At 68.7% G+C, this 19370-nt stretch carries 15 protein-coding genes; 5 read left to right on the forward strand and 10 right to left on the reverse strand.

The window, feature by feature from the left end:
• Positions 1-8: 8 nt before the first annotated feature.
• From AB6807_RS07645 to AB6807_RS07655, 3 genes are read right to left on the reverse strand one after another with little or no spacing between them, the layout of a single operon-like run.
• Positions 9-1247 carry a TIGR03862 family flavoprotein gene (locus tag AB6807_RS07645; protein WP_371084081.1) on the reverse strand — a complete coding sequence of 413 codons (1239 nt, stop codon included), beginning with the start codon at positions 1245-1247 and terminating at the stop codon, positions 9-11.
• Positions 1244-4510: a UvrD-helicase domain-containing protein gene (locus AB6807_RS07650; protein ID WP_371084082.1), complete on the reverse strand. Its 3267-nt coding sequence runs from the start codon at positions 4508-4510 to the stop codon at positions 1244-1246. The genes AB6807_RS07645 and AB6807_RS07650 overlap by 4 nt, the downstream gene beginning before the upstream one ends.
• Complete coding sequence (locus AB6807_RS07655; RefSeq protein ID WP_371084083.1) at positions 4507-7062, reverse strand: PD-(D/E)XK nuclease family protein; 2556 nt, start codon at positions 7060-7062, stop codon at positions 4507-4509. The genes AB6807_RS07650 and AB6807_RS07655 overlap by 4 nt, the downstream gene beginning before the upstream one ends.
• A gap of 158 nt (positions 7063-7220) precedes the next feature.
• On the opposite strand from AB6807_RS07655, the gene trxA reads away from it, so the two are divergent.
• Both trxA and rho read left to right on the forward strand, forming a co-directional pair.
• Entirely contained in the window at positions 7221-7553 is a 333-nt protein-coding gene (gene trxA, locus AB6807_RS07660; protein WP_042578306.1) for a thioredoxin TrxA, read from the forward strand.
• Positions 7554-7732: 179 nt separating this feature from the next.
• Entirely contained in the window at positions 7733-8998 is a 1266-nt protein-coding gene (rho, locus tag AB6807_RS07665) for a transcription termination factor Rho (protein WP_013540932.1), read from the forward strand.
• Between the two features lie 54 nt (positions 8999-9052).
• Here the strand turns inward: rho and AB6807_RS07670 are convergent, their stop codons facing one another.
• The gene (locus tag AB6807_RS07670; protein WP_371084084.1) at positions 9053-10120 is read right to left on the reverse strand and encodes an oxidoreductase; all 1068 of its coding nucleotides are present in this window, start codon (positions 10118-10120) and stop codon (positions 9053-9055) included.
• A gap of 180 nt (positions 10121-10300) precedes the next feature.
• On the opposite strand from AB6807_RS07670, the gene AB6807_RS07675 reads away from it, so the two are divergent.
• The 3 genes from AB6807_RS07675 to AB6807_RS07685 all read left to right on the forward strand — a co-directional run bounded on the left by AB6807_RS07675 (position 10301) and on the right by AB6807_RS07685 (position 13734).
• Positions 10301-10570 (forward strand): type B 50S ribosomal protein L31, encoded by a 270-nt coding sequence (locus AB6807_RS07675; RefSeq protein ID WP_116907378.1) that lies wholly within the window; start codon positions 10301-10303, stop codon positions 10568-10570.
• 87 nt (positions 10571-10657) lie between these two features.
• Positions 10658-12394, forward strand: a complete 1737-nt coding sequence (locus tag AB6807_RS07680; RefSeq protein ID WP_116907377.1) for a hypothetical protein — start codon at positions 10658-10660, stop codon at positions 12392-12394.
• Positions 12391-13734: an MATE family efflux transporter gene (locus tag AB6807_RS07685; protein WP_371084085.1), complete on the forward strand. Its 1344-nt coding sequence runs from the start codon at positions 12391-12393 to the stop codon at positions 13732-13734. Before AB6807_RS07680 ends, AB6807_RS07685 begins: the two co-directional genes overlap by 4 nt.
• A 24-nt stretch (positions 13735-13758) precedes the next feature.
• Here AB6807_RS07685 and phoR read toward each other — a convergent pair whose 3' ends face one another.
• From phoR to pstC, 6 genes are read right to left on the reverse strand one after another with little or no spacing between them, the layout of a single operon-like run.
• Positions 13759-15099: a phosphate regulon sensor histidine kinase PhoR gene (gene phoR, locus AB6807_RS07690; protein ID WP_116907375.1), complete on the reverse strand. Its 1341-nt coding sequence runs from the start codon at positions 15097-15099 to the stop codon at positions 13759-13761.
• A 50-nt stretch (positions 15100-15149) separates the two neighbouring features.
• On the reverse strand, positions 15150-15842 hold the full coding sequence (gene phoB / locus AB6807_RS07695) for a phosphate regulon transcriptional regulator PhoB (RefSeq protein ID WP_007836652.1): 693 nt from the start codon (positions 15840-15842) through the stop codon (positions 15150-15152).
• 28 nt (positions 15843-15870) lie between these two features.
• On the reverse strand, positions 15871-16572 hold the full coding sequence (gene phoU / locus AB6807_RS07700) for a phosphate signaling complex protein PhoU (RefSeq protein WP_093122816.1): 702 nt from the start codon (positions 16570-16572) through the stop codon (positions 15871-15873).
• Between the two features lie 10 nt (positions 16573-16582).
• Entirely contained in the window at positions 16583-17365 is a 783-nt protein-coding gene (pstB, locus tag AB6807_RS07705) for a phosphate ABC transporter ATP-binding protein PstB (RefSeq protein WP_116907374.1), read from the reverse strand.
• Between the two features lie 20 nt (positions 17366-17385).
• Positions 17386-18270, reverse strand: coding sequence for a phosphate ABC transporter permease PstA (pstA, locus tag AB6807_RS07710; protein WP_371084086.1), 885 nt, complete (start codon positions 18268-18270; stop codon positions 17386-17388).
• Positions 18267-19349 carry a phosphate ABC transporter permease subunit PstC gene (gene pstC / locus AB6807_RS07715; RefSeq protein ID WP_116907372.1) on the reverse strand — a complete coding sequence of 361 codons (1083 nt, stop codon included), beginning with the start codon at positions 19347-19349 and terminating at the stop codon, positions 18267-18269. The genes pstA and pstC overlap by 4 nt, the downstream gene beginning before the upstream one ends.
• Between the last annotated feature and the right edge of the window lie 21 nt (positions 19350-19370).

Below are 19370 nucleotides of genomic sequence, written 5' to 3' on the forward strand. Positions count from 1 at the left end.
CCGAAACGTCAGAGTCCCAGTTGCTGCATGGCACCGCGCGCCGCCGCGGCGCCGCTGGCCATCGACGCCGTGAGCAGGTAGCCGCCGGTCGGCGCTTCCCAGTCCAGCATTTCCCCCGCCACGAACACGCCCGGCAGCGCGTTGGCCATGAGCCGGGCATCGAGCGCATCGAAGCGCACGCCGCCGGCCGTGCTGATGGCCTCATCGACCGGCCGCGTGGCGACCAGCTTCAGCGGCACGGCCTTGATCGTGGCAGCCAGCTGCGCGGCGTCCTGCATCGCCTCGCGGCCCAGGGCTTCGTGCAGGACGCCGGCCTTGATGCCTTCGAGCCCGAGCCGGCTCTTCAGGTGGCTGCTCAAGGAACGGGCACCGCGCGGATGCGTCACCGCGGCCAGCACCTGTTCGGCGCTGCGGTCGGGCAGCAGGTCGAGCAGCAGCGTGGCGCTGCCGTTTGCGGCGATTTCGTCGCGCAGCAGCGCCGACGCGGCATAGATCAGGCTGCCTTCGATGCCCGTCGCCGTGGCCACGAACTCGCCCTTGCGCGCAAAGTGCCGGCCCTGGCTGTCGGTGAACGAAACGGCGACCGACTTGAAGGGCTGGCCGGCGAAGCGGCTGGAGAAATGCTCGCTCCAGCCCGCGCCGTCGAATCCGGAGTTGGCGGCCAGCAGCGGCGCCACCTCCACGCCCTGGGCTTGCAGCCAGGGCGCCCAGGCGCCGTCGGAACCCAGCCGCGCCCAACTCGCGCCGCCCAGCGCCAGCACCACGGCATCGGCCTTGGCCGTGACTTCGCCAGCCGGCGTCGCGAAGCGCAGCGCACCCAGGTCCAGCGTGCCGTCGCCCTGCCAGCGATGGCGCATGTGAAATTGCACCCCGGCCGCGCGCAGCCGCTGCAGCCAGGCGCGCAGCAGCGGCGCGGCCTTCATGTCGGTCGGAAACACACGCCCCGAGGTGCCCACGAAGGTCTCCACGCCCAGGCCGGCGGCCCAGTCGCGCACCTGCTGCGGGCCCAGCTGCGCGAGCATCGGCTCCAGCTGGGCGCGCCGCTCGCCGAAGCGGCTCATGAACACGTCGAAGGGTTCGGAGTGCGTGAGGTTCAACCCGCCGCGCCCGGCCAGCAGGAACTTGCGGCCCACCGAGGGCATCGCGTCGTACACATGCACCTGCGCGCCGGAGGCGCCCAGTACTTCGGCCGCCATGAGGCCGGCGGGTCCGCCGCCGATCACGGCAACGGTAGGGGAAACAGTCATTCGAGATTTACCAGTTCGCCCTGCCCGGTCAGGAACGCGACGCGCACCGTGGCACCGGGGTAGGCATGTTGCACCGCGGCGCGGTAGCGCTGCATCTGTGCGATCAGCGCGGCGTCCCGTTCAGGGCGCGCCGCGGATTTGTAGTCGAGGATCCACCAGGCGCCGCCGTCGCGCTCGCGCACCAGGCGGTCGATGCGCAGGGTTTCTCCTTCATGCACCAGCGTGACTTCGTTGCCATGCCAGTCGACCCTGCGATCGTCCCACACCCAGGCGCCCTCGCCCGCGCGGATGCGCTGGGCCAGCGCCGCGGCGCCGCGCGCCTGCTGGGCGTCGAGCATGAACTCGCGGGCCGCGGCGCGCACGTGCGCCGCCGGCAGCGCCTCGCCGGGCACGGCCCATTCGAGCAGCCGGTGCATGGCCTGGCCGAAAGCCGCGGCGCGCGCATCGACGGTGGTGTCGGCGGCTTTCTTCGCAGTCGCCGCTGGCGCATCGGACACGGCCAGGGGCGCCGCGGGCATCTGCTTCATCGCGAACGTGGCCGCGCCGGCTTCCGTCGGCAACGCGACCAATGGCTCGTCGGCCTCGGTGGGCGCGCACAGCGGCTCCAGCCGCGCCCACCAGCTGCCTTCGTTCGCGCGCGCGGGCCGCACCGACGACAGCACCAGCCGCTCGCGCGCCCGCGTGGTCGCCACATAGAGCCCGTTGAGTTCCTCGCGATGCCGCGCACGCTGCTCTTCCTCGAGCAGCGAGGCCGCGCAGGCCGGCGGCGTCTTCTCGCTCGCGAGGAACACGAAGCGCGTGGGCGCGCTGTCGCTGCCCTTCCATTCGACCAGCACGCCCATGGTCTGCGCGCGCGGCGGCGGGGCGTCGCAGTCGAGCATCAGCACGGTGTCGGCTTCGAGGCCCTTGGCGCCGTGCACGGTCAGCAGCTGCACCGCGTCGGGCGCGGCCACGTTCGGCGCGCGCACGCCGCCGGCACGCAGCGCGCGCACCAGCGCGTAGGGCGTGACGAAGCGCGCCCCGTCGATGTCGAGCGACGCCGTCAGCACGCCGCGCAGGTTGGCCAGCGCGCCCTGGCGCATCGTGGCGGGCACGGCAGCGCCGAACCTGGCGAGCAGGTCGCCGTCGTGAAAGATGGCGTCGAGCGCATCGTGCGGCGGCAGCGTCATCAGCCAGCGTTGCCACTTCTTCAGCTTGACGCCTGCTTCGATGAGCGCCGGCGGCAGGCTCTCGTCTTTCTGCACCAACGCGAACCAGCTGACCATGCCGCGCTCGCGCTGGCGCAACGCCAGCTGCACCAGCGCCTCGTCGTCGATGCCGAACACGGGCGACTTGAGCGCGCGCGCCAGCGACAGGTCGTGCGCGGGAGAGACCAGCGCGTCGATCAGCGCGACCACGTCCTGCACCTCGGGCGCGTCGTACAGCTCGTTCTTCTCGGGCTGCTGCACGGGAATGTGGCGCTGGCGCAGCGCGTCCTGCATGGCGGAGAGCCGGCTGCGGCGACGCGCCAGCACCATGATCTGCCGCGGCGGCGTGCCGTCGGCGATGCGTTGCGCGACCCATTGCGCGGCCTGCTCGCATTCTTTCTGCAGCAGTTGCTCCTCGGGCAGCACGCGCGGCGTGACCAGGCTGTCGCGCCAGTGCAGCATGCCGTCGTCGGCCGGTGCGGCAGCGCTGTCGCCGAGCGCGTCGCGCTCGATGGCCGGCAGCCTGAGCAGTTCGCCCTCGTCGCTGCGCTCGGTGGTGTGGGCGCGGTACCCGTCGAACTCGCCGGCGTCCTGCGCGGCCAGCATGGCCGTGTTGACCAGCCCGACCACGCCGCGTGCGTTGCGGTGCGTGTGGTCGCAGTTCAGCAGCTCGCCGCCCAGGCCTTCGCGCACGAACTTCTTCGCGGCGATGAACACCTGCGGCTCGGCGCGCCGGAAGCGGTAGATGCTCTGCTTCGGGTCGCCCACGATGAACACGCGCGGCGCGCTGCTGCCCGCGCCCACGTAGGCGCTGAGCCAGCCGTAGAGCGCCTGCCACTGCAGCGGGTTGGTGTCCTGGAACTCGTCGATCAGCAGATGCGCGATGCGCGCGTCCAGCCGCTCCTGCACCCAGCCCGACAGCGCCGACTGGCCCAGCAGCAGCTGCGCGGCCTGCTCGACGTCGTTCATGTCGACCCAGCCGTGGGCGCGCTTGACGTCTGCGAAGGCGGCGATCAGCAGGCGCGTGAGGCGCGTCATGCGCTGCTGGTAGAGCCAGGCGGCGTGCTGCGCCTGCGCGCCGCACAGCACCTGCAGTTCGGCCTCGGCCTCCTGGGCGGCCGGGAACTTCTGCAGGTTCTTGTTGAGCCGGTCTTCGGTCGCGACGAAGAAGCTCTTGCGCAACAGCGCGAGCGCGGCCGCCAGCGATTCGGCCGCGGGCTCGCCCGTGCCGAACACGTCGATGATGGCTTCGGCGGCCTTCTGCGGCGTCTTGTTCGACTCGCGCCCGAGCGCGGCGGCGCGGTCCAGCCAGCGGCGGCGCACCGGCTCGCCGCGCAGCGCATCCGTCGGCTCTAGCAGCCCTTCGAGCGAGGGATAGAACGCGCTGAAGTGCTGGACGGCGTTTTCAGCGTCGGCCAGCGAGAACTCCACCCGCTTGGACAGCGCCTCGCCCAGCGCCTTGGCGGTCTGCGAGCGGCCGTGCGTGGCGACGACGGCGTAGTAGTCGGCCAGCGCGCCGCTGTCGGCGGTCACGGCTTCGAAGAAGGGGCGCCACGTGTGGCCGCGCGCTTCGGCATCGTCTTCGAGCAGTTCGTAGTTCGAAGGCAGGCCCAGCTCGCGCAGCACCGCGAGCGGCGCATTGCGCAGCAGGCCCGCGAACCAGGCGTGGAAGGTGCGGAACTGCACCGGCCTGCCGCCTTCCAGCAAGCGCCGGTAGAGGCCCTTCAGGCGCGGCACCGCGGCGGCGGCGGCCGCGGGTTCGACACCGCGAATCACCAGCTCGCGCACCAGTTCTTCAGGCGTGCGCTCCGCGAAATCTTCGAGCCACTGGTCGAGCCGCTCGCGCATTTCGCCAGCCGCCTTCTTGGTGAAGGTGATGGCCAGGATCTCATGCGGCTCGCAGGCGGAATCGCCCTCCTCCAGCAAGGCACGCAGGATGCGCGACACCAGCATCCAGGTCTTGCCCGCGCCGGCGCAGGCCTCGACGGCCACCGAGCGGCGCGGATCGCAGGCGACGGTGTAGAAGGCCTCGCGCGCGACGTGGCGGCCGTTGTGTTCGTAGGCGGCGCCGTTCATTTCGAGAGTTCCCAGAAGTCCTTGCGGCACAGGCCGCGTGCCGCGCAGTAGTCGCACACGGCGCCCTCGCCCAGCGGGGGCAAGGCCGTGCCCTGCGCGATGCGCGAGAAGTCTTCGATGATGCCGGCCACCAGCGCGTCGCGCGCCTCGACCACGGCGGGCTGCTCGACGGTCTGCGTGCCGGAAGACTTCTCGCCCACGTTCACGTAGGCCGCGCGCAAGGTGTCGTCGGCCACCAGCGCGGCGTAGAACGCGAGCTGCGTGTCTTCGGTCGGGTCCTTGACGCGCTCCTTGGTCACCGACGACGACTCGGTCTTGTAGTCGATGACGAAGACCTGGCCGTCGGGCATGCGGTCGATGCGGTCGAGCCGGCCGATCAGCCGCAGGTTGCCCAGCGCCTGCTCCTTCCAGGGCTCGGCCTCGACGAAGACGGCACCGTTCGCCTCGTGGCCCGTGAGCCAGCCGAGGTAGCCGTCGCGCACCGCGGGCCATGCCGCGGCGAAGGGAAGGAACTCGGCGTCGGACAGCGCCATCTCGCGCGTAGCGCGCTGCGCGGCGGCCTCGATGAGCGCGAGGCGCTCTTGCGCGCCTTGCGTCGGTGTTTCGATCAGCGCCTCGTGGAAGTGGCCCAGCACGGCGTGCAGCCAGTTGCCGAAGTCGCGCTTGTCCACCTCGGCATCGAGCTCGTCGGCGCTGCGCAGGCCGAGCTGGCGCAGCGCGAAGAAGCGATACGGGCAGCGGCGCAGGTCTTCGTACACGCTGGTGGAGATGTTCTCCAGCGGCAGCAACGCGCCCGAAGGTTGCGGGCAGGCGGTCGGCTGCACGGGCACCTCGCGCGGCAGGCGCGGATCGGCGGAAGGGATCAGGAGGTGGTCGAGCCGCAGCGCCTGCACCAGCGGGCTCGGGCTGACCGGCTCGCCGGTGACGTCGGACTCGCGCCACAGCAGCTCGCAGCACGGGTTGCGCAAGGCCGCGGCCCAGGCGGCGCGCTGCGCGGCCTCGAGCACTTCCCGCAGCGGCAAGCCGAGCTCCATGCGCTGCGCCGCGCTCCAGTTGCCCGGCGGCTCGGGCGATGCGGGCAGGCGCCGGTCGTCGCACCCCGGAATGACCACGGCGCCGAACGCGCGGCCCAGCAGCTGGTACAGCGGCAGCACGACCACGCGCGGCGCCTGGTCGCCAGCGGGCGGCACGAAGCTCGCGTCTTCGAGCACGTCGCGAGCCCAGGCGGTGAACTCGGCCAGCGTGTGGCGGCCGCCGGGAAATTCTTCGTCGTCGCCGTGCGCGCCGGCATCGAGCCACAGCGCGCCGATGACCTTGCCGCCCGCGAAGTCATCGACCAGCAGTTGCCAGTGGCCGCCCGCCTCGAGCAGTTCACGCAATGCCTGCAGCCATTCGGCCAGCGGACGCGCGCGCGCCATGGGCATGCGGCGCGCCTCGACGGCATCGGTGAAGGGAAGCAGCGCGACGTCCTGCGCCTTCTCGCTGCGCGCCACCAGCGAGCACCAGGCCGACCAGTCGCGCAGACCTTCGCGTCGCAGCCGCGCCTCGAGCGTTTGCACGGTGGGGGCGTCGCCGTCGGCGCTGCCCTTGAGCCATTCGAGCACCTGGTCGCTGCCGGCGTCGTGTGCGCACGCCCGCAATGCGCTCATGAGCGTGGCGGCGGCGCGCGTGGTCGAGAGCTTCCAGCCGGTCTCGTCGTGCGTGACCACGCCTTGCGCGGCCAACTGGGCGTTGATGCGTCGGGTGAGTGCGCGGTCGGTGGCAATCAGCGCGACGGGGGCGCGGTCTTCGGCCAGGTGGCGCAGCACGCAGGCGGCGGCGAGCTGCGCCTCGTCCTCGGGGTCGAGCGCCACGTGGGACGCCGCCGGCTGCACCGGGGCGGCAGCCGGCACGAGCGAGAAACGCAGCGCGTCGTCACCCCACAGCGCGCACAGCGACTGGGTGAGCGGATCGGTCTGGAAGCCTTCGAGCACGATCAGCGCATCGACCTGCGCACGCGTCGAGTCGCGCAGCAGCACGTCGGTGGCATAGCCCGAGGTGGAGACCCACGCGACGGCGATTCGGATCAGCGCGCTTTCGGTGCGGAACCACTCCGATTCGCTGCCCGCCTCGGCCACGCCCGCCGCGCGCTGCGCCCAGGCGCCGACGCGCTCCTCGGGCGTTACGGCCGCGGCCAGCGGTGCCAGTTGGTAGGCCAGCTCGACCACGCGGCCGGCCAGGGCGAAGCGTTCGGCGGCGAAGCCGGACTGCGAAAGCAGCGCCTGCGCGGTGACCAGGTCGCGCGCCATGTCATGTGCGATGTCATAGCCGGTGGCCACGAAGCCGCCCGCGCTGCGCGCCCAGTTGTGCGTGGTCTCGAAACGCGGCACGAAGCCGGGACTGCCGCAACGCGCCCACATGGCGCGGGCCACGCCCATCAATTGCGCGTAGGGCACCAGCACCACGGTGCGCGCGGCGTGCAGCCGGCGCTCGGCAAGCGTACGGACGATGCGCGCGACGACGCCGTCGGCGGGGTCGCACCACAGGGCCTGGACGGGGTGGCCTTCGTTCATGTTCTATAGAGGGAATTCGAGAGCGTGGGGACGTGATGCGCAAGGGCTTTGGCTATCGGCGCCATAGCGTCCCGCACGGCACGCCACCCCTTGGTTTCTGTCACAATGACCAGCACTTTAGCTGCACCGAAACTCTCTGCGCACCAAGGACACATCACATGGCCAGCGAACTCATCAAACACATCTCCGATTCCTCTTTCGAGGCCGACGTGCTCAAGTCCAGCCAGCCCGTGCTGGTCGACTACTGGGCCGAATGGTGCGGCCCCTGCAAGATGATCGCCCCGATCCTCGACGAAGTGTCGGCCACCTACGAAGGCAAGCTGCAGATCGCCAAGCTGAACGTGGACGAGAACCGCGACATCCCCGCCAAGTTCGGCATCCGTGGCATCCCCACGCTGATGCTCTTCAAGGACGGCCAGCTGGCCGCCACCAAGGTCGGTGCCATGAGCAAGGCGCAACTCACGGCCTTCATCGACCAGCAACTCGCCTGAGCGATTTCAACCGGCCAGCGCGCAATGCGTTGGCCGGCGCGTTTTTCCTGTCATAATCTCCCACAGATCACCGGCCCTTTCAGGCAACCGGTTCGAGTTCCCCGGTTAGTGAAGCACTTCTCGCTTCACATTCAACCTCCCCCCGTTTTCCGTTCGATTACCCCGCGAGGGGTCATTCCATGCACTTAAACGAACTCAAGGCACTCCACGTGTCTGAAGTCCTCAAGCAAGCTGAAGCGCTTGAGATCGAAAACGTCGGCCGCATGCGCAAGCAGGAGCTGATGTTCGCGATCATCAAGAAGCGCGCCAAGGCGGGCGAGCAGGTCTTCGCAGACGGCGTGCTCGAAATCCTGCCGGACGGCTTCGGCTTCCTGCGCAGCCCCGACACCAGCTTCACGGCCAGCACGGACGACATCTACATCTCGCCCAGCCAGGTGCGCCGCTTCAACCTGCACACCGGCGACATGATCGAAGGCGAAGTGCGCACGCCCAAGGACGGCGAACGCTACTTCGCGCTGACCAAGCTCGACAAGGTCAACGACGGTCCGCCCGAGCAGAACAAGCACAAGGTGATGTTCGAAAACCTGACGCCCCTGTTCCCCAAGGAACAGATGAAGCTGGAACGCGACGGCGTCAAGGGCGAAGAGAACATCACGGGCCGCATCATCGACATCATCGCCCCCATTGGCAAAGGCCAGCGCGCCCTGCTGGTGGCACCGCCCAAGAGCGGCAAGACGGTGATGATGCAGCACATCGCCCACGCCATCAGCGCCAACTACCCCGACGTGCACATGATGGTGCTGCTCGTGGACGAGCGCCCTGAAGAAGTGACCGAAATGCAGCGCACGGTGAAGGGCGAGGTCATTGCCTCGACCTTCGACGAGCCCGCAGCGCGCCACGTGCACGTCGCCGAAATGGTGATCGAGCGCGCCAAGCGCCTGGTCGAACTCAAGAAGGACGTGGTGATCCTGCTCGACTCGATCACCCGCCTGGCCCGCGCCTACAACAACGTCGTGCCCTCGTCGGGCAAGGTGCTGACCGGCGGTGTCGACTCCAACGCCCTTCAACGCCCCAAGCGCTTCCTGGGCGCGGCGCGCAACGTGGAAGAAGGCGGCTCGCTGACCATCATCGGCACCGCGCTGATCGACACCGGCAGCCGCATGGACGAAGTGATCTTCGAAGAGTTCAAGGGCACCGGCAACTCTGAAATCCACCTCGACCGCCGCCTGTACGAAAAGCGCGTGTTCCCGTCGATCCAGCTCAACCGCAGCGGCACGCGCCGCGAAGAGCTGCTGCTGGCACCCGAGATCCTGCAGAAGACCCGCATCCTGCGCCAGCTCATGTACAACATGGACGAGATCGAGTCGATGGAGCTGATGCTCAAGAACATGAAGGCGACCAAGACCAATGTCGAGTTCTTCGACATGATGCGTCGCGGCGGCTGAGCACCACGCTCTTCCGCAAAAGCGCGTCGGCCCTCACGAGTCGACGCGCTTTTTTCATGGGCGCTCGATGCGGATGGCGCGGCCTTCCGCGGCGCTCTGGCGGCCGATGTCGAGCAGTTCCATGAGCGCGACGGCCTGCTCGGGCGGAACAGGGTTGGGCCCGACGCCCAGGATCGCATCGCGCACCGCGGCGTAGTAATCGACATAGTTGCCCGCGCGCGTGGGCACGGCACGCCGGCTTGCCATGCCGTCGATGCCGATCAGCGTGAGTTCGCCATCCAGCGGATCGGCGCCCCAGCCTTGCGCTGGCGGACGCTGCCCGGCGCGCAGCGCGTCTTCCTGCGTATCGACACCGTGCTTGACGTAGCTCCCTCGCGTGCCATGGACGATGTAGCGCGGCGCGGCATGCGCGGCCAGCGTCGTCGAATGCAGCACCACGCGCAAAGGCGCATGCGGGCCGCTTTCGTAGCGCAGCACCGCGTGAAAGTAGTCGTTGACCACCGCGCCGTCTCGCAGGACGGCGGTGTCGAGCTGGAGCGTGTCGGGCCGGCCGAACAGCTGCACGGCCTGATCGACCAGATGCGCGCCCAGGTCCACCCAGAGCCCCGAACCCGGCACCGCCTGCTCGCGCCAACGCACCTTCACCTCAGGCCGGAAGCGGTCGAAATGCGATTCAAGATAGACGACTCGGCCCAGTTCGCCACTGGCCAGCAGGTCTTTCAAGGTCAGGAAGTCGGCGTCGAATCGACGGTTCTGGTAGACGGACAGCATTCGATTGTTGCGCGAAGCCAACAGCTCAAGCTCCCTCGCCTGCGCGACATCGAGGGTGAACGGCTTGTCGACCACCACGTGCTTGCCGGCCTCCAGCGCCGCCTTGGCGACGGGATGGTGCTGCTCGTTCGGCGTCGCGACCACGACCAGGTCGATGTCCGCCCGTGCGACCAGCGCCGCCACGTCGGGCACCACCGCCACACCGGGCCAGTCCGCATGAACCTTGTGCGGCTGCGAACTGGCCACCGCCGCCAACGCGAGCCCGGGCACGGCGGACAGCACCGGCGCATGGAAGGTCTGGCCGGCAAAGCCATAGCCGACGAGGCCGGCGCGCAGGGGTCTGGAGGTCATGGAAGGGGCCGGTTTGCTCTGAAAAGGGGCAGTATGCGATAATCATGGGCTCCGCGAAAAGTGCGGCTGGGCAGCGTCGCCCGGCTCCCCAGGCTTCCCTGGGGCGGCAAGCCAGATCTGGCAAGCCGGTGGCTCTCGCATCGACCGCGCATTGATTCCAACAGCGCAAAAGGAAAGACCATGGCAAAAGAAGGCATCCACCCCAATTACCGCGACATCCTGTTCGTCGACATGTCGAACGGCTTCAAGTTCGTGACCCGTTCGTGCGCGAACACCAAGGAAATGGGCAAGACCGATGACGGTCGCGAGCTGCCCCTGTTCAAGCTGGACACCACCAGCGAATCGCACCCGTTCTACACCGGCACGCAAAAGTCGGTCGACAACATGGGCGGTCGCGTCGAGAAGTTCCGCAACCGCTTCGGCAAGACCACCGGCGCTGCTTCGAAGTAAGACACGCGCCTTGGCGTCGAGGGCAGCCCGGTTTACCGCGCTGCCCTTTTTCATTTTGAATCCCCCGCAACCTCTGCCTCCCGCCTTTTGAACCAGCCCACTCCCGCGATCGTTGCCCAGAGCGCCGTGCGCCGCCTGCCGCGCATCGCGTTGCTCCTGCTGTGCGCGGCCTACCTGCTGCCGGGCCTTGTCGGCCGGGGTCCGTGGAAAAGCGCCGACATCACCGCCTTCGGCTACATGGCCGAACTGGCCCGCAGCACCGAAGGCATCGCGCGCTGGTTCGATCCCATGCTGCTGGGCCTGCGCCCCGAAACGCCCGCGCTGGTTCCCTACTGGATCGGCGCCCTGGCCATCAAGATCGCCCCGTCGTGGCTGAACCCCGACCTGGCCGTGCGCATCGTGTTCGCGTTCCTGCTGTGGGGCACGTTCACCGCCACCTGGTACGCCGTTTACTACCTCGCCCGCACCGCGCGCGCCCAGCCCGTGGCGTTCGCCTTTGGCGGCGAGGCGCGCCCGACCGATTACGCACGCGCCATCGCCGATGGCGGCCTGCTCGCGCTGATCGCCTGCCTGGGCCTGGCCCAGCTCGGCCATGAAACCACGCCGGCGCTGGCGCAGCTGTTCTTCGCCTCGCACCTGTTCTACGGCGTGGCCGCCCTTCCTTATCGCCGCGCCGGCCCGGTCACGGCGCTGGTGGTCGGCACCCTGGGCATCACGCTGAGCGGCGCGCCCACGGTCGGCCTTGCGCTGGCCATCGGCAGCGCGCTGTACATCGCCTACGAGCGCCGGCTCGATGCCCGCTCGCGCAACGACGCACTCGGCACCGACGACAACGGCCCGGGCTACACGCGCGGCGCCTTGCTCACGATGGTCGGCGTCACCGTGCTGGCGGTGGTGCTGGTGTTCGGCCTGAAGCTGGAGCAATGGAAGATCACCATGACCGGCGGCTCGGTGCTCGGCGACGTACGCAGCCAGGCCAAGCTGCTGCTGTGGTTCACCTGGCCGGTGTGGCCACTGGCCCTGTGGACGCTGTGGCGCTGGCGGCGCCAGCTCACGGCGCGCCATGTGGCGCTGCCCTTCTGGTTCGCGCTGGTGCCGCTGGCCGCCACCTGGAGCACCGACTTCTCCGACCGCTCGCTGCTGCTCGCCCTGCCCGCCTTCGCCACGCTCGCGGCCTTTGCGCTGCCCACATTCCGGCGCAGCGCGGCGGCGCTGATCGACTGGTTCAACGTGCTGTTCTTCAGCGGCCTGGCCGTGCTGGGCTGGGTCTACTGGATCGCCATGCAGACCGGCGTGCCGCCCAAGCCGGCCGCCAGCGTGGCGCGGCTGGTGCCGGGCTTCGTGCCCGAGCTGTCGCCCATTGCCGTCGTGCTGGCGGTGGCCGCGACCATCGCGTGGTGCTGGCTGGTGCGCTGGCGCACCGGCCGCCACCGCGCCGCCCTCTGGAAGACGCTGGTGCTGCCGGCCGGCGGCACCGCGCTGTGCTGGATGCTGCTCATGACGCTGTGGCTGCCGCCCATCGACTACGCGCGCAGCTATGTGCCGCAGGTCAACGCGGTGGTCGATCGTGTCGGCAAGAACGGCTGCGTGGCCGAGCTCGCCCTGAGCCGCGCGCACATCGCCGCGCTGCGCCACCACGGCCAGCTCGACGTGAAACCGCTGCTGCTCGACAACACCTGCCCCTGGCTGCTGGCCAGCCCCGAGACCATCGAGCGGCTGCACACCATCATCCCGTTCGACCAATGGCGCTTCGCGGGCACGCTGCGCCGCCCCAGCAGCGCCGCCGACGACCTCCTGCTCTACCAGAAGATCACGCCGCAGTGAGTGGCGAACGCAGCCTGATCGCGCGGCACGCCGGCACGGTGCTGGTCGGCCAGCTCGCCGTGATGGCCTTCGGCGTGACCGACACCATCATCGCGGGCCGCTATTCGGAGCACGCGCTGGCCGCGCTGTCGGTGGGCGCGGCCGTGTTCATCAGCGTCTATGTGTCGCTGATGGGCGTGCTGCAAGCGCTGCTGCCGGTCTGGGCCGAGCTCCATGGCGCCGGCCGCGGCAGCGAGGTGGGCCGCTCGGTGCGCCAGTCGCTGTACCTGGCCGGCATTGCCATCGTGATCGGCATGGCGGTGCTGCTGTCGCCCGGCGCGGTGCTGCAGTGGACGCAGGTGCCGCCCGAGATGCGCGCCGAGGTCGAGGCCTACCTCATCGTGCTGGCCTTCGGGCTGGCGCCCGCCCTGCTGTTCCGGCTTTTCAGCACGCTCAACCAGAGCCTGGGCAAGCCGCAGCTCGTGACCTGGCTGCAGCTGGGCTCGCTGCTCGTGAAGCTGCCGCTGTCGGTGTGGTTCACCTTCGGCGGCGCGGGCCTGCCGGCCATGGGGCTGGTCGGCTGCGGCTGGGCCACGCTGTGCGTCAACTGGGCGATGCTGCTGTGCGCCGTCTGGCTGCTGCGCAGCAGCCCGCTGTACACCGGCTACCGGCTGTGGCAACGCCCCGAGGCGCCCGACTGGCACACCATTCGCCACTTCGCGCGCCTGGGCGTGCCCGCGGGCCTGGCGGTGCTGGTGGAGGTGACCTCGTTCACGCTGATGGCGCTGTTCATCGCCCGCCTGGGCACGGCGGCGGCTGCCGCGCACCAGATCGCCGCCAACCTGATGGCGGTGGCGTACATGGTGCCGCTGTCGCTGTCCATCGCGACCAGCGCGCGCGTGAGCTTCTGGCTCGGCGCAGGCGACGTGGCCAAGGCCCGGCATGTGTGCCGGCTGGGCTTCGAGCTGACGGTGATGTGCGCCCTGCTCTTCGCCACGGCCATGGTCACGCTGCGCTCGCAGCTTGCCAACGTGTATTCCGACAACCCCGCCGTGGTCGCGCTGGCCGCGGCGCTGCTGCTGCCGGTGGCGGCCTTTCACCTGTCGGACGCGATGCAGACGTTGTGCGTGTTCGTGCTGCGCTGCTACCGCGTCACGCTGGCGCCGCTGCTCATCTACTGCACGATGCTGTGGGGCCTCGGCCTTGGCGGCAGCTACCTGCTGGCGTACCGCGGCCTGGGGCCCTGGGCGGCCATGCAGTCGCCGCTGGCGTTCTGGATCATGAGCGCGGGGGCGCTGGCGCTGACGGCGACCATGTTCATCGCGCTGCTGCGCCACACGATGGCGAAGCGAACGGCTTGAAGCAACAAGCCGAGCGCGCTGCGTCTACTTGACCAGCACGCGCGCTTCCCGCACGCGCGTCGCGGGGAACACCAGCGCAAAGCGCGAGCCCTTGCCCACCGCGCTTTCGATGCGCAGCTCCGCGCCATGGCGCTGCGCAATGTGCTTCACGATCGCCAGGCCCAGGCCGGTGCCGCCGGTTTCGCGCGAGCGGCTGCGGTCGATGCGGTAGAAGCGCTCGGTCAGCCGCGGGATGTGTTCCGCGGCAATGCCCGGGCCCGTGTCCTTCACCGCGTATTCGCCGCGCCCGTCGGGCAGCACGCGCCAGCTCACGGCCACCTCGCCGCCGCCCGGCGTGTAGCGGATGGCGTTGCTCAGCAGGTTCGACATGGCACTTTGCAGTTCGGTCGGCGCCCCCGACACCTCCGACTCCGCGTCGATGGTGAAAGACAGGCGGTGCCCCAGCGGCGCCAGCCGCCCCGACAGGCCGCGCCCCTCGTCCTCGCAATGCGCGAGCAGCGCGCGAATGCGGATCCACTGGTTGCCCGAAGGTGCCGCGCTGCCTTCCAGCCGCGACAGCGTCAGCAGGTCGTTCACCAGCGTTTCCATGCGGTGCGACTGCTGGCCCATCAGCGCCAGGTAGCGCGTGCGCTCGTCCGCATCCAATGGCAGGTTCTGCAGTGTCTCGACGAAACCGGCCAGCACCGTCAGCGGCGTGCGGATTTCATGCGACACGTTCGCCACGAAGTCGCGCCGCATCGCCTCGGCCTGTTCCAGCGCGGTGATGTCGCGCGTGAGCAGCATGCGGCGGTTGCCCGCGTAGGGGTGCACCTGCACCGACAACCGCACCGCATGGCCGCGCTGGTGGGCGTGGTGGCCGATGCCGGGCGCGTCGATGACCACGTCGCGGCTGTAGTTCCAGGAGGCCAGGTAGGCCACGAAGGCCGGGTCGCGCACCAGGTTGGCCAGGTGCTGCGCCAGGTCGCGTTCGGCGTCGATGCCGAACTGCGCGGCCGCCGTCTGGTTGCACCATTCGATGCGGCCGTGCTCGTCGAGCAGCACCACGCCGTTGGGCGAGGCCTGGATGGCGGCCAGGAATTCCTGCAGCCGGTCTTCGGCCTGGCGGGTCTGCTGCTCGCGCTCGCGCAGCAGCTTGCGGATGCGCTCCGACAGCTCACCCCACACGCCCGGCGCGCGCGTCGGCAGGCCGGCTGCGTCGTTGCGCAGGACCTGCAGCAGGCGCTCGGCGCGCCAGGCGTCCAGCGCCAGCCACACCACCGCGCCCAGCCACGCGCCCATCCAGCCGAACTTCCAGCCGAAAGCAGCGACTGCGCCCGCCGCTATTGCGAGGGACGCTATTAAAAAAGTAGCAATGCGAAAAGGCATGGCGGGCGATTATCCGCGCCCGCCAGCGAACGACGCCGGGCCCACGGCGCTCAGACCGTGACTTGGGCCGTCAGGCGATAGCCCGCGCCGCGCACGGTTTCCACCATGGGAGCGGCCGCGCCCAGCGACTCGCGCAGGCGCTTGACGTGCACGTCGACCGTGCGTTCCTCGATGTACACGTGGTCGCCCCACACCTTGTCGAGCAGTTGCGCCCGGCTGTGCACGCGCTCGGCGTGCTGCATCAGGTAGGCCAGCAGCTTGAACTCGGTCGGGCCGACCTTCAGCGCGCCGCCCTGCCAGGTCACGCGGTGGGTGGAGGTGTCGAGCGCGAGCTCGCCGATTTCCACGCGCTCGGTGACCACTTCAGGCGCCCGGCGGCGCAGCACCGCGCGGATGCGTGCCAGCATTTCCTGGGTGGAAAAGGGCTTGGTGATGTAGTCGTCGGCGCCGGCGTCCAGTCCGGCCACCTTGTCGGGCTCGTCGCCGCGCGCGGTCAGCATCAGGATCGGGATGGCCTTGGTGCGCGGGTCCTTGCGCCACTGGCGCGCGAGCTGCAGGCCGCTCTGGCCGGGCAGCATCCAGTCGAGCAGGATCAGGTCCGGCAAGAACGCATCGATCTCGCGCTGGGCCGCGGCACCGTCTTCCGACCAGATCGGCTCGAAGCCGTTGTGGCGCAGGTTGACGGCGATCAGCTCGGCGATCGAGGACTCGTCTTCGACGATCAGGACTCTGGGTTTCTTCATGCTTTTTTGGGGAGTCTTGCCGCCGGGGTCACTGCAGCGCGGACTCGATTTCCTGCATCGAAGTGTGCCGCACATCGGCGCCCTTGACGATGTAGATGATGAACTCGGCGATGTTCTTCGCGTGGTCGCCGATGCGTTCGATCGCCTTGGCCAGGAACAGCAGGTCCAGGCTGGCGGAGATGGTGCGCGGGTCTTCCATCATGTAGGTGACCAGCTTGCGCACGAAGCCGTCGAACTCCTTGTCGATCAGGTCGTCGTCCTTCAGGATCGACAGCGCGGCCGCGGTGTCCAGGCGCGCGAAGGCGTCCAGCGCCGTGCGCAGCAGGCCCGAGGCCAGGTCGGCCGCGATGCGCAGCTCGGTGGTGGGCAGCTGGCGCGCCGAGCCGCTCTCGATGATCGACTTGACCATGCGCGCGATCTTGTTGGCCTCGTCGCCCACGCGCTCGAGGTTGGCCGTGGTCTTGCTGATGGCGATCAGCAGGCGCAGGTCGCGCGCGGTCGGCTGGCGGCGCGCGATGATGGACGACAGCTCGCGGTCGATGTCGATTTCCATCGCGTTCACGCGGTGCTCGGTTTCCATCACGCGGTCGGCCGCGTCGGCGTCGAACTGCAGCAGCGCGTACACGGCCTGGTGAATCTGCGACTCGACCATGCCGCCGAGTTCCATCACGCGCGACGACACGCCGTTGAGTTCGCTGTCGAACTGGCTGGACAAGTGTTTTTCAGTCATGGTTGTCTCCTTAGCCGAAACGGCCGGTGATGTAGTCCTCGGTCTCCTTGCGCTGCGGCTTGAAGAACATCTGTTCCGTGGCGCCGAACTCGATCAGGTCGCCCAGGTACATGTAGGCGGTGTAGTCGCTGCAGCGGGCGGCCTGCTGCATGTTATGCGTCACGATGACCACCGTGTACTCGTTCTTCAGCTCGGCGATCAGCTCTTCGATCTTCGCGGTGGAAATCGGGTCCAGCGCCGAGCAGGGTTCGTCCAGCAGGAGCACTTCGGGCTTGATCGCGATGCCGCGCGCGATGCACAGGCGCTGCTGCTGGCCGCCGGAAAGGCCCGAGCCGCTTTGCTGCAGCTTGTCGCGCACTTCGGTCCACAGGGCGGCCTTCTTCAGGGCCCATTCGACGCGGTCGTCCATGTCGCTGGAGGAGAGGTTCTCGAACAGCTTCACGCCGAAGGCGATGTTGTCGTAGATCGACATCGGGAACGGCGTGGGCTTCTGGAACACCATGCCGACCTTGGCGCGGATGAGCGCCACGTCCTGCTTGGAGGTCAGCAGGTTCTCGCCGTCCAGCGCGATCGTGCCTTCGGCACGCTGCTCGGGGTACAGCTCGAACATGCGGTTGAAGGTGCGCAGCAGGGTCGACTTGCCGCAGCCCGACGGACCGATGAAGGCCGTGACCTTGTTCTCGGGAATCTCGAGGTTGATGCCCTTGAGCGCGTGGAACTTGCCGTAGTAGAAGTTCAGGTCCTTGACCGAGATCTTCGAGCGCGACGGTTGTTGTGCGACGGTGTTTGGCATGTTGGCGTCTTCTTTGTTGTTCAGAGTTTGGTGCGCGTCAGCACACGCGCCAGGATGTTGAGGGCAAGCACGGCCACGGTGATCAGGAACACGCCGGCCCATGCCAGCTGTTGCCAGTTCTCGTACGGGCTCATTGCAAACTTGAAGATCGTGACCGGCAGGCTGGCCATCGGCTGGCCGATGTCGGCGGTCCAGAACTGGTTGTTCAGCGCGGTGAACAGCAGCGGCGCGGTTTCGCCCGCGATGCGCGCCACGGCCAGCAGAATGCCCGTGACCACACCGGCGCGCGCGGCGCGCAGCGTGATGCTCAGGATGACCTTCCACTTCGGCGTGCCCAGTGCGTAGGCCGCTTCGCGCAGGCCCGGCGGCACCAGCTGCAGCATGTTCTCGGTGGTGCGGATGACCACCGGAATCACGATCAGCGCGAGCGCCAGCGCACCGGCCAGGCCCGAGAAGGTCTTGAAGTAGGCCACCACCACGGCGTAGACGAACAGGCCGATCACGATCGACGGCGCCGACAGCAGGATGTCGTTGACGAAACGCGTCACCGAGGCGAGCCAGCCCTTGGGGTTGTACTCGGCCAGGTAGATGCCGGCCATGATGCCGATGGGCGTGCCCACGAAGGTGGCCAGCATCACCATCACGAACGAGCCGAAGATGGCGTTGGCGATGCCGCCCACCTCGTTCGGCGGCGGCGTCATTTCGGTGAAGGTGGCCAGAGCCAGCCCGCCGATGCCCTGGCGCAGCGTTTCCCACAGGATCCACACCAGCCAGAACACGCCGAAGGCCATCGCGGCGAGCGACAGCGTGAGCGCGATCTTGTTGACACGGTTGCGCGAGGCGAAACGCGCCTGGCGCGTTTCGGCCAGCGTCTTGGCATTCATCAGGTTTTGCGCGGTGCTCACGACTTGGTTCCTTCGCTCTTCTTCATCTGTGCCAGCAGCATCTTCGAGAGCGACAGCACGACGAAGGTGATGAAGAACAGCACGAGGCCGAGGTACATCAGCGCGGCCTGGTGCAGGCCGGCGCCGGCTTCGGCGAATTCGTTGGCCAGTGCCGAGGTGATGCTGTTGGCAGCCTCGAACACCGACAGCGAGTTGAGCTGGTTCATGTTGCCGATCACGAACGTGACCGCCATCGTTTCACCCAGCGCCCGGCCCAGGCCGAGCATGATGCCGCCGACCACGCCGGCCTTGGTGTAGGGAAGCACCACCTTGGAGACGACCTCCCAGGTGGTGGAACCCAGCCCGTAGGCCGATTCCTTCAGCAGCGGCGGCGTCACTTCGAACACGTCGCGCATCACCGAGGCGATGAACGGAATGATCATGATCGCCAGGATGATGCCGGCCGACAGAATGCCGATGCCCACCGGCGGGCCGGAGACCAGCGCGCCCAGGTACGGGATGCCGCCGAGCAGCTTCTGCAGCGGCTGTTGCACCCAGGTCGACAAGATGGGGCCGAACACCAGCAGGCCCCACATGCCGTACACGATGGAGGGCACGGCGGCCAGCAGTTCAATGGCGGTACCCAACGGGCGCTTGAGCCAGTTGGGCGAAAGTTCGGTCAGGAACAGCGCGATGCCGAAGCTCACGGGCACGGCGATCACCAGCGCGATGAACGAGGTGGCCAGCGTGCCGTAGATCATCACGAGGCCGCCGTACTCTTCCTTCACCGGGTCCCACGTGCTGTTGGTGAGAAAGCCGAGGCCGTATTTCGAAATGGCGGGCCAGGCGCCGATGACCAGCGACAGCAGGATGCCGATGAGCATCGCGAGCGTCAGCAGCGCGGCGCCCTTGGCGGCCCAGCCGAACAGGCGGTCGGCCATCGGGCCGGAGCGAGGGGCCTTCACGGGCGGTGGAGGGGCGGTGGCGCGACCGCGCTCGGCCGCGAGGTCGAGGGAGGTGGCTGCGGCGGGAAAGGTGGATGACACAGGTCGCTCCGGCAAAGACGAAAGCGGCGCGTCCTTGAGCGAGGAATTGCTCATGGGCGCGCCGGTCTGGACTGA

The sequence above is a fragment of the Variovorax sp. RCC_210 genome (assembly GCF_041355175.1).
GTDB lineage: Bacteria > Pseudomonadota > Gammaproteobacteria > Burkholderiales > Burkholderiaceae_C > Variovorax.

Coding starts and splice junctions, on each gene's coding strand:
- AB6807_RS07650 (WP_371084082.1), bottom strand. CDS start 4,510: ATGAACGGCGCCGCCTACGAACACAACGGCCGCCACGTCGCGCGCGAG.
- rho (WP_013540932.1), top strand. CDS start 7,733: ATGCACTTAAACGAACTCAAGGCACTCCACGTGTCTGAAGTCCTCAAG.
- pstB (WP_116907374.1), bottom strand. CDS start 17,365: ATGCCAAACACCGTCGCACAACAACCGTCGCGCTCGAAGATCTCGGTC.
- AB6807_RS07670 (WP_371084084.1), bottom strand. CDS start 10,120: ATGACCTCCAGACCCCTGCGCGCCGGCCTCGTCGGCTATGGCTTTGCC.
- AB6807_RS07655 (WP_371084083.1), bottom strand. CDS start 7,062: ATGAACGAAGGCCACCCCGTCCAGGCCCTGTGGTGCGACCCCGCCGAC.
- phoR (WP_116907375.1), bottom strand. CDS start 15,099: ATGCCTTTTCGCATTGCTACTTTTTTAATAGCGTCCCTCGCAATAGCG.
- AB6807_RS07675 (WP_116907378.1), top strand. CDS start 10,301: ATGGCAAAAGAAGGCATCCACCCCAATTACCGCGACATCCTGTTCGTC.
- phoB (WP_007836652.1), bottom strand. CDS start 15,842: ATGAAGAAACCCAGAGTCCTGATCGTCGAAGACGAGTCCTCGATCGCC.
- trxA (WP_042578306.1), top strand. CDS start 7,221: ATGGCCAGCGAACTCATCAAACACATCTCCGATTCCTCTTTCGAGGCC.
- pstC (WP_116907372.1), bottom strand. CDS start 19,349: ATGAGCAATTCCTCGCTCAAGGACGCGCCGCTTTCGTCTTTGCCGGAG.
- phoU (WP_093122816.1), bottom strand. CDS start 16,572: ATGACTGAAAAACACTTGTCCAGCCAGTTCGACAGCGAACTCAACGGC.
- AB6807_RS07645 (WP_371084081.1), bottom strand. CDS start 1,247: ATGACTGTTTCCCCTACCGTTGCCGTGATCGGCGGCGGACCCGCCGGC.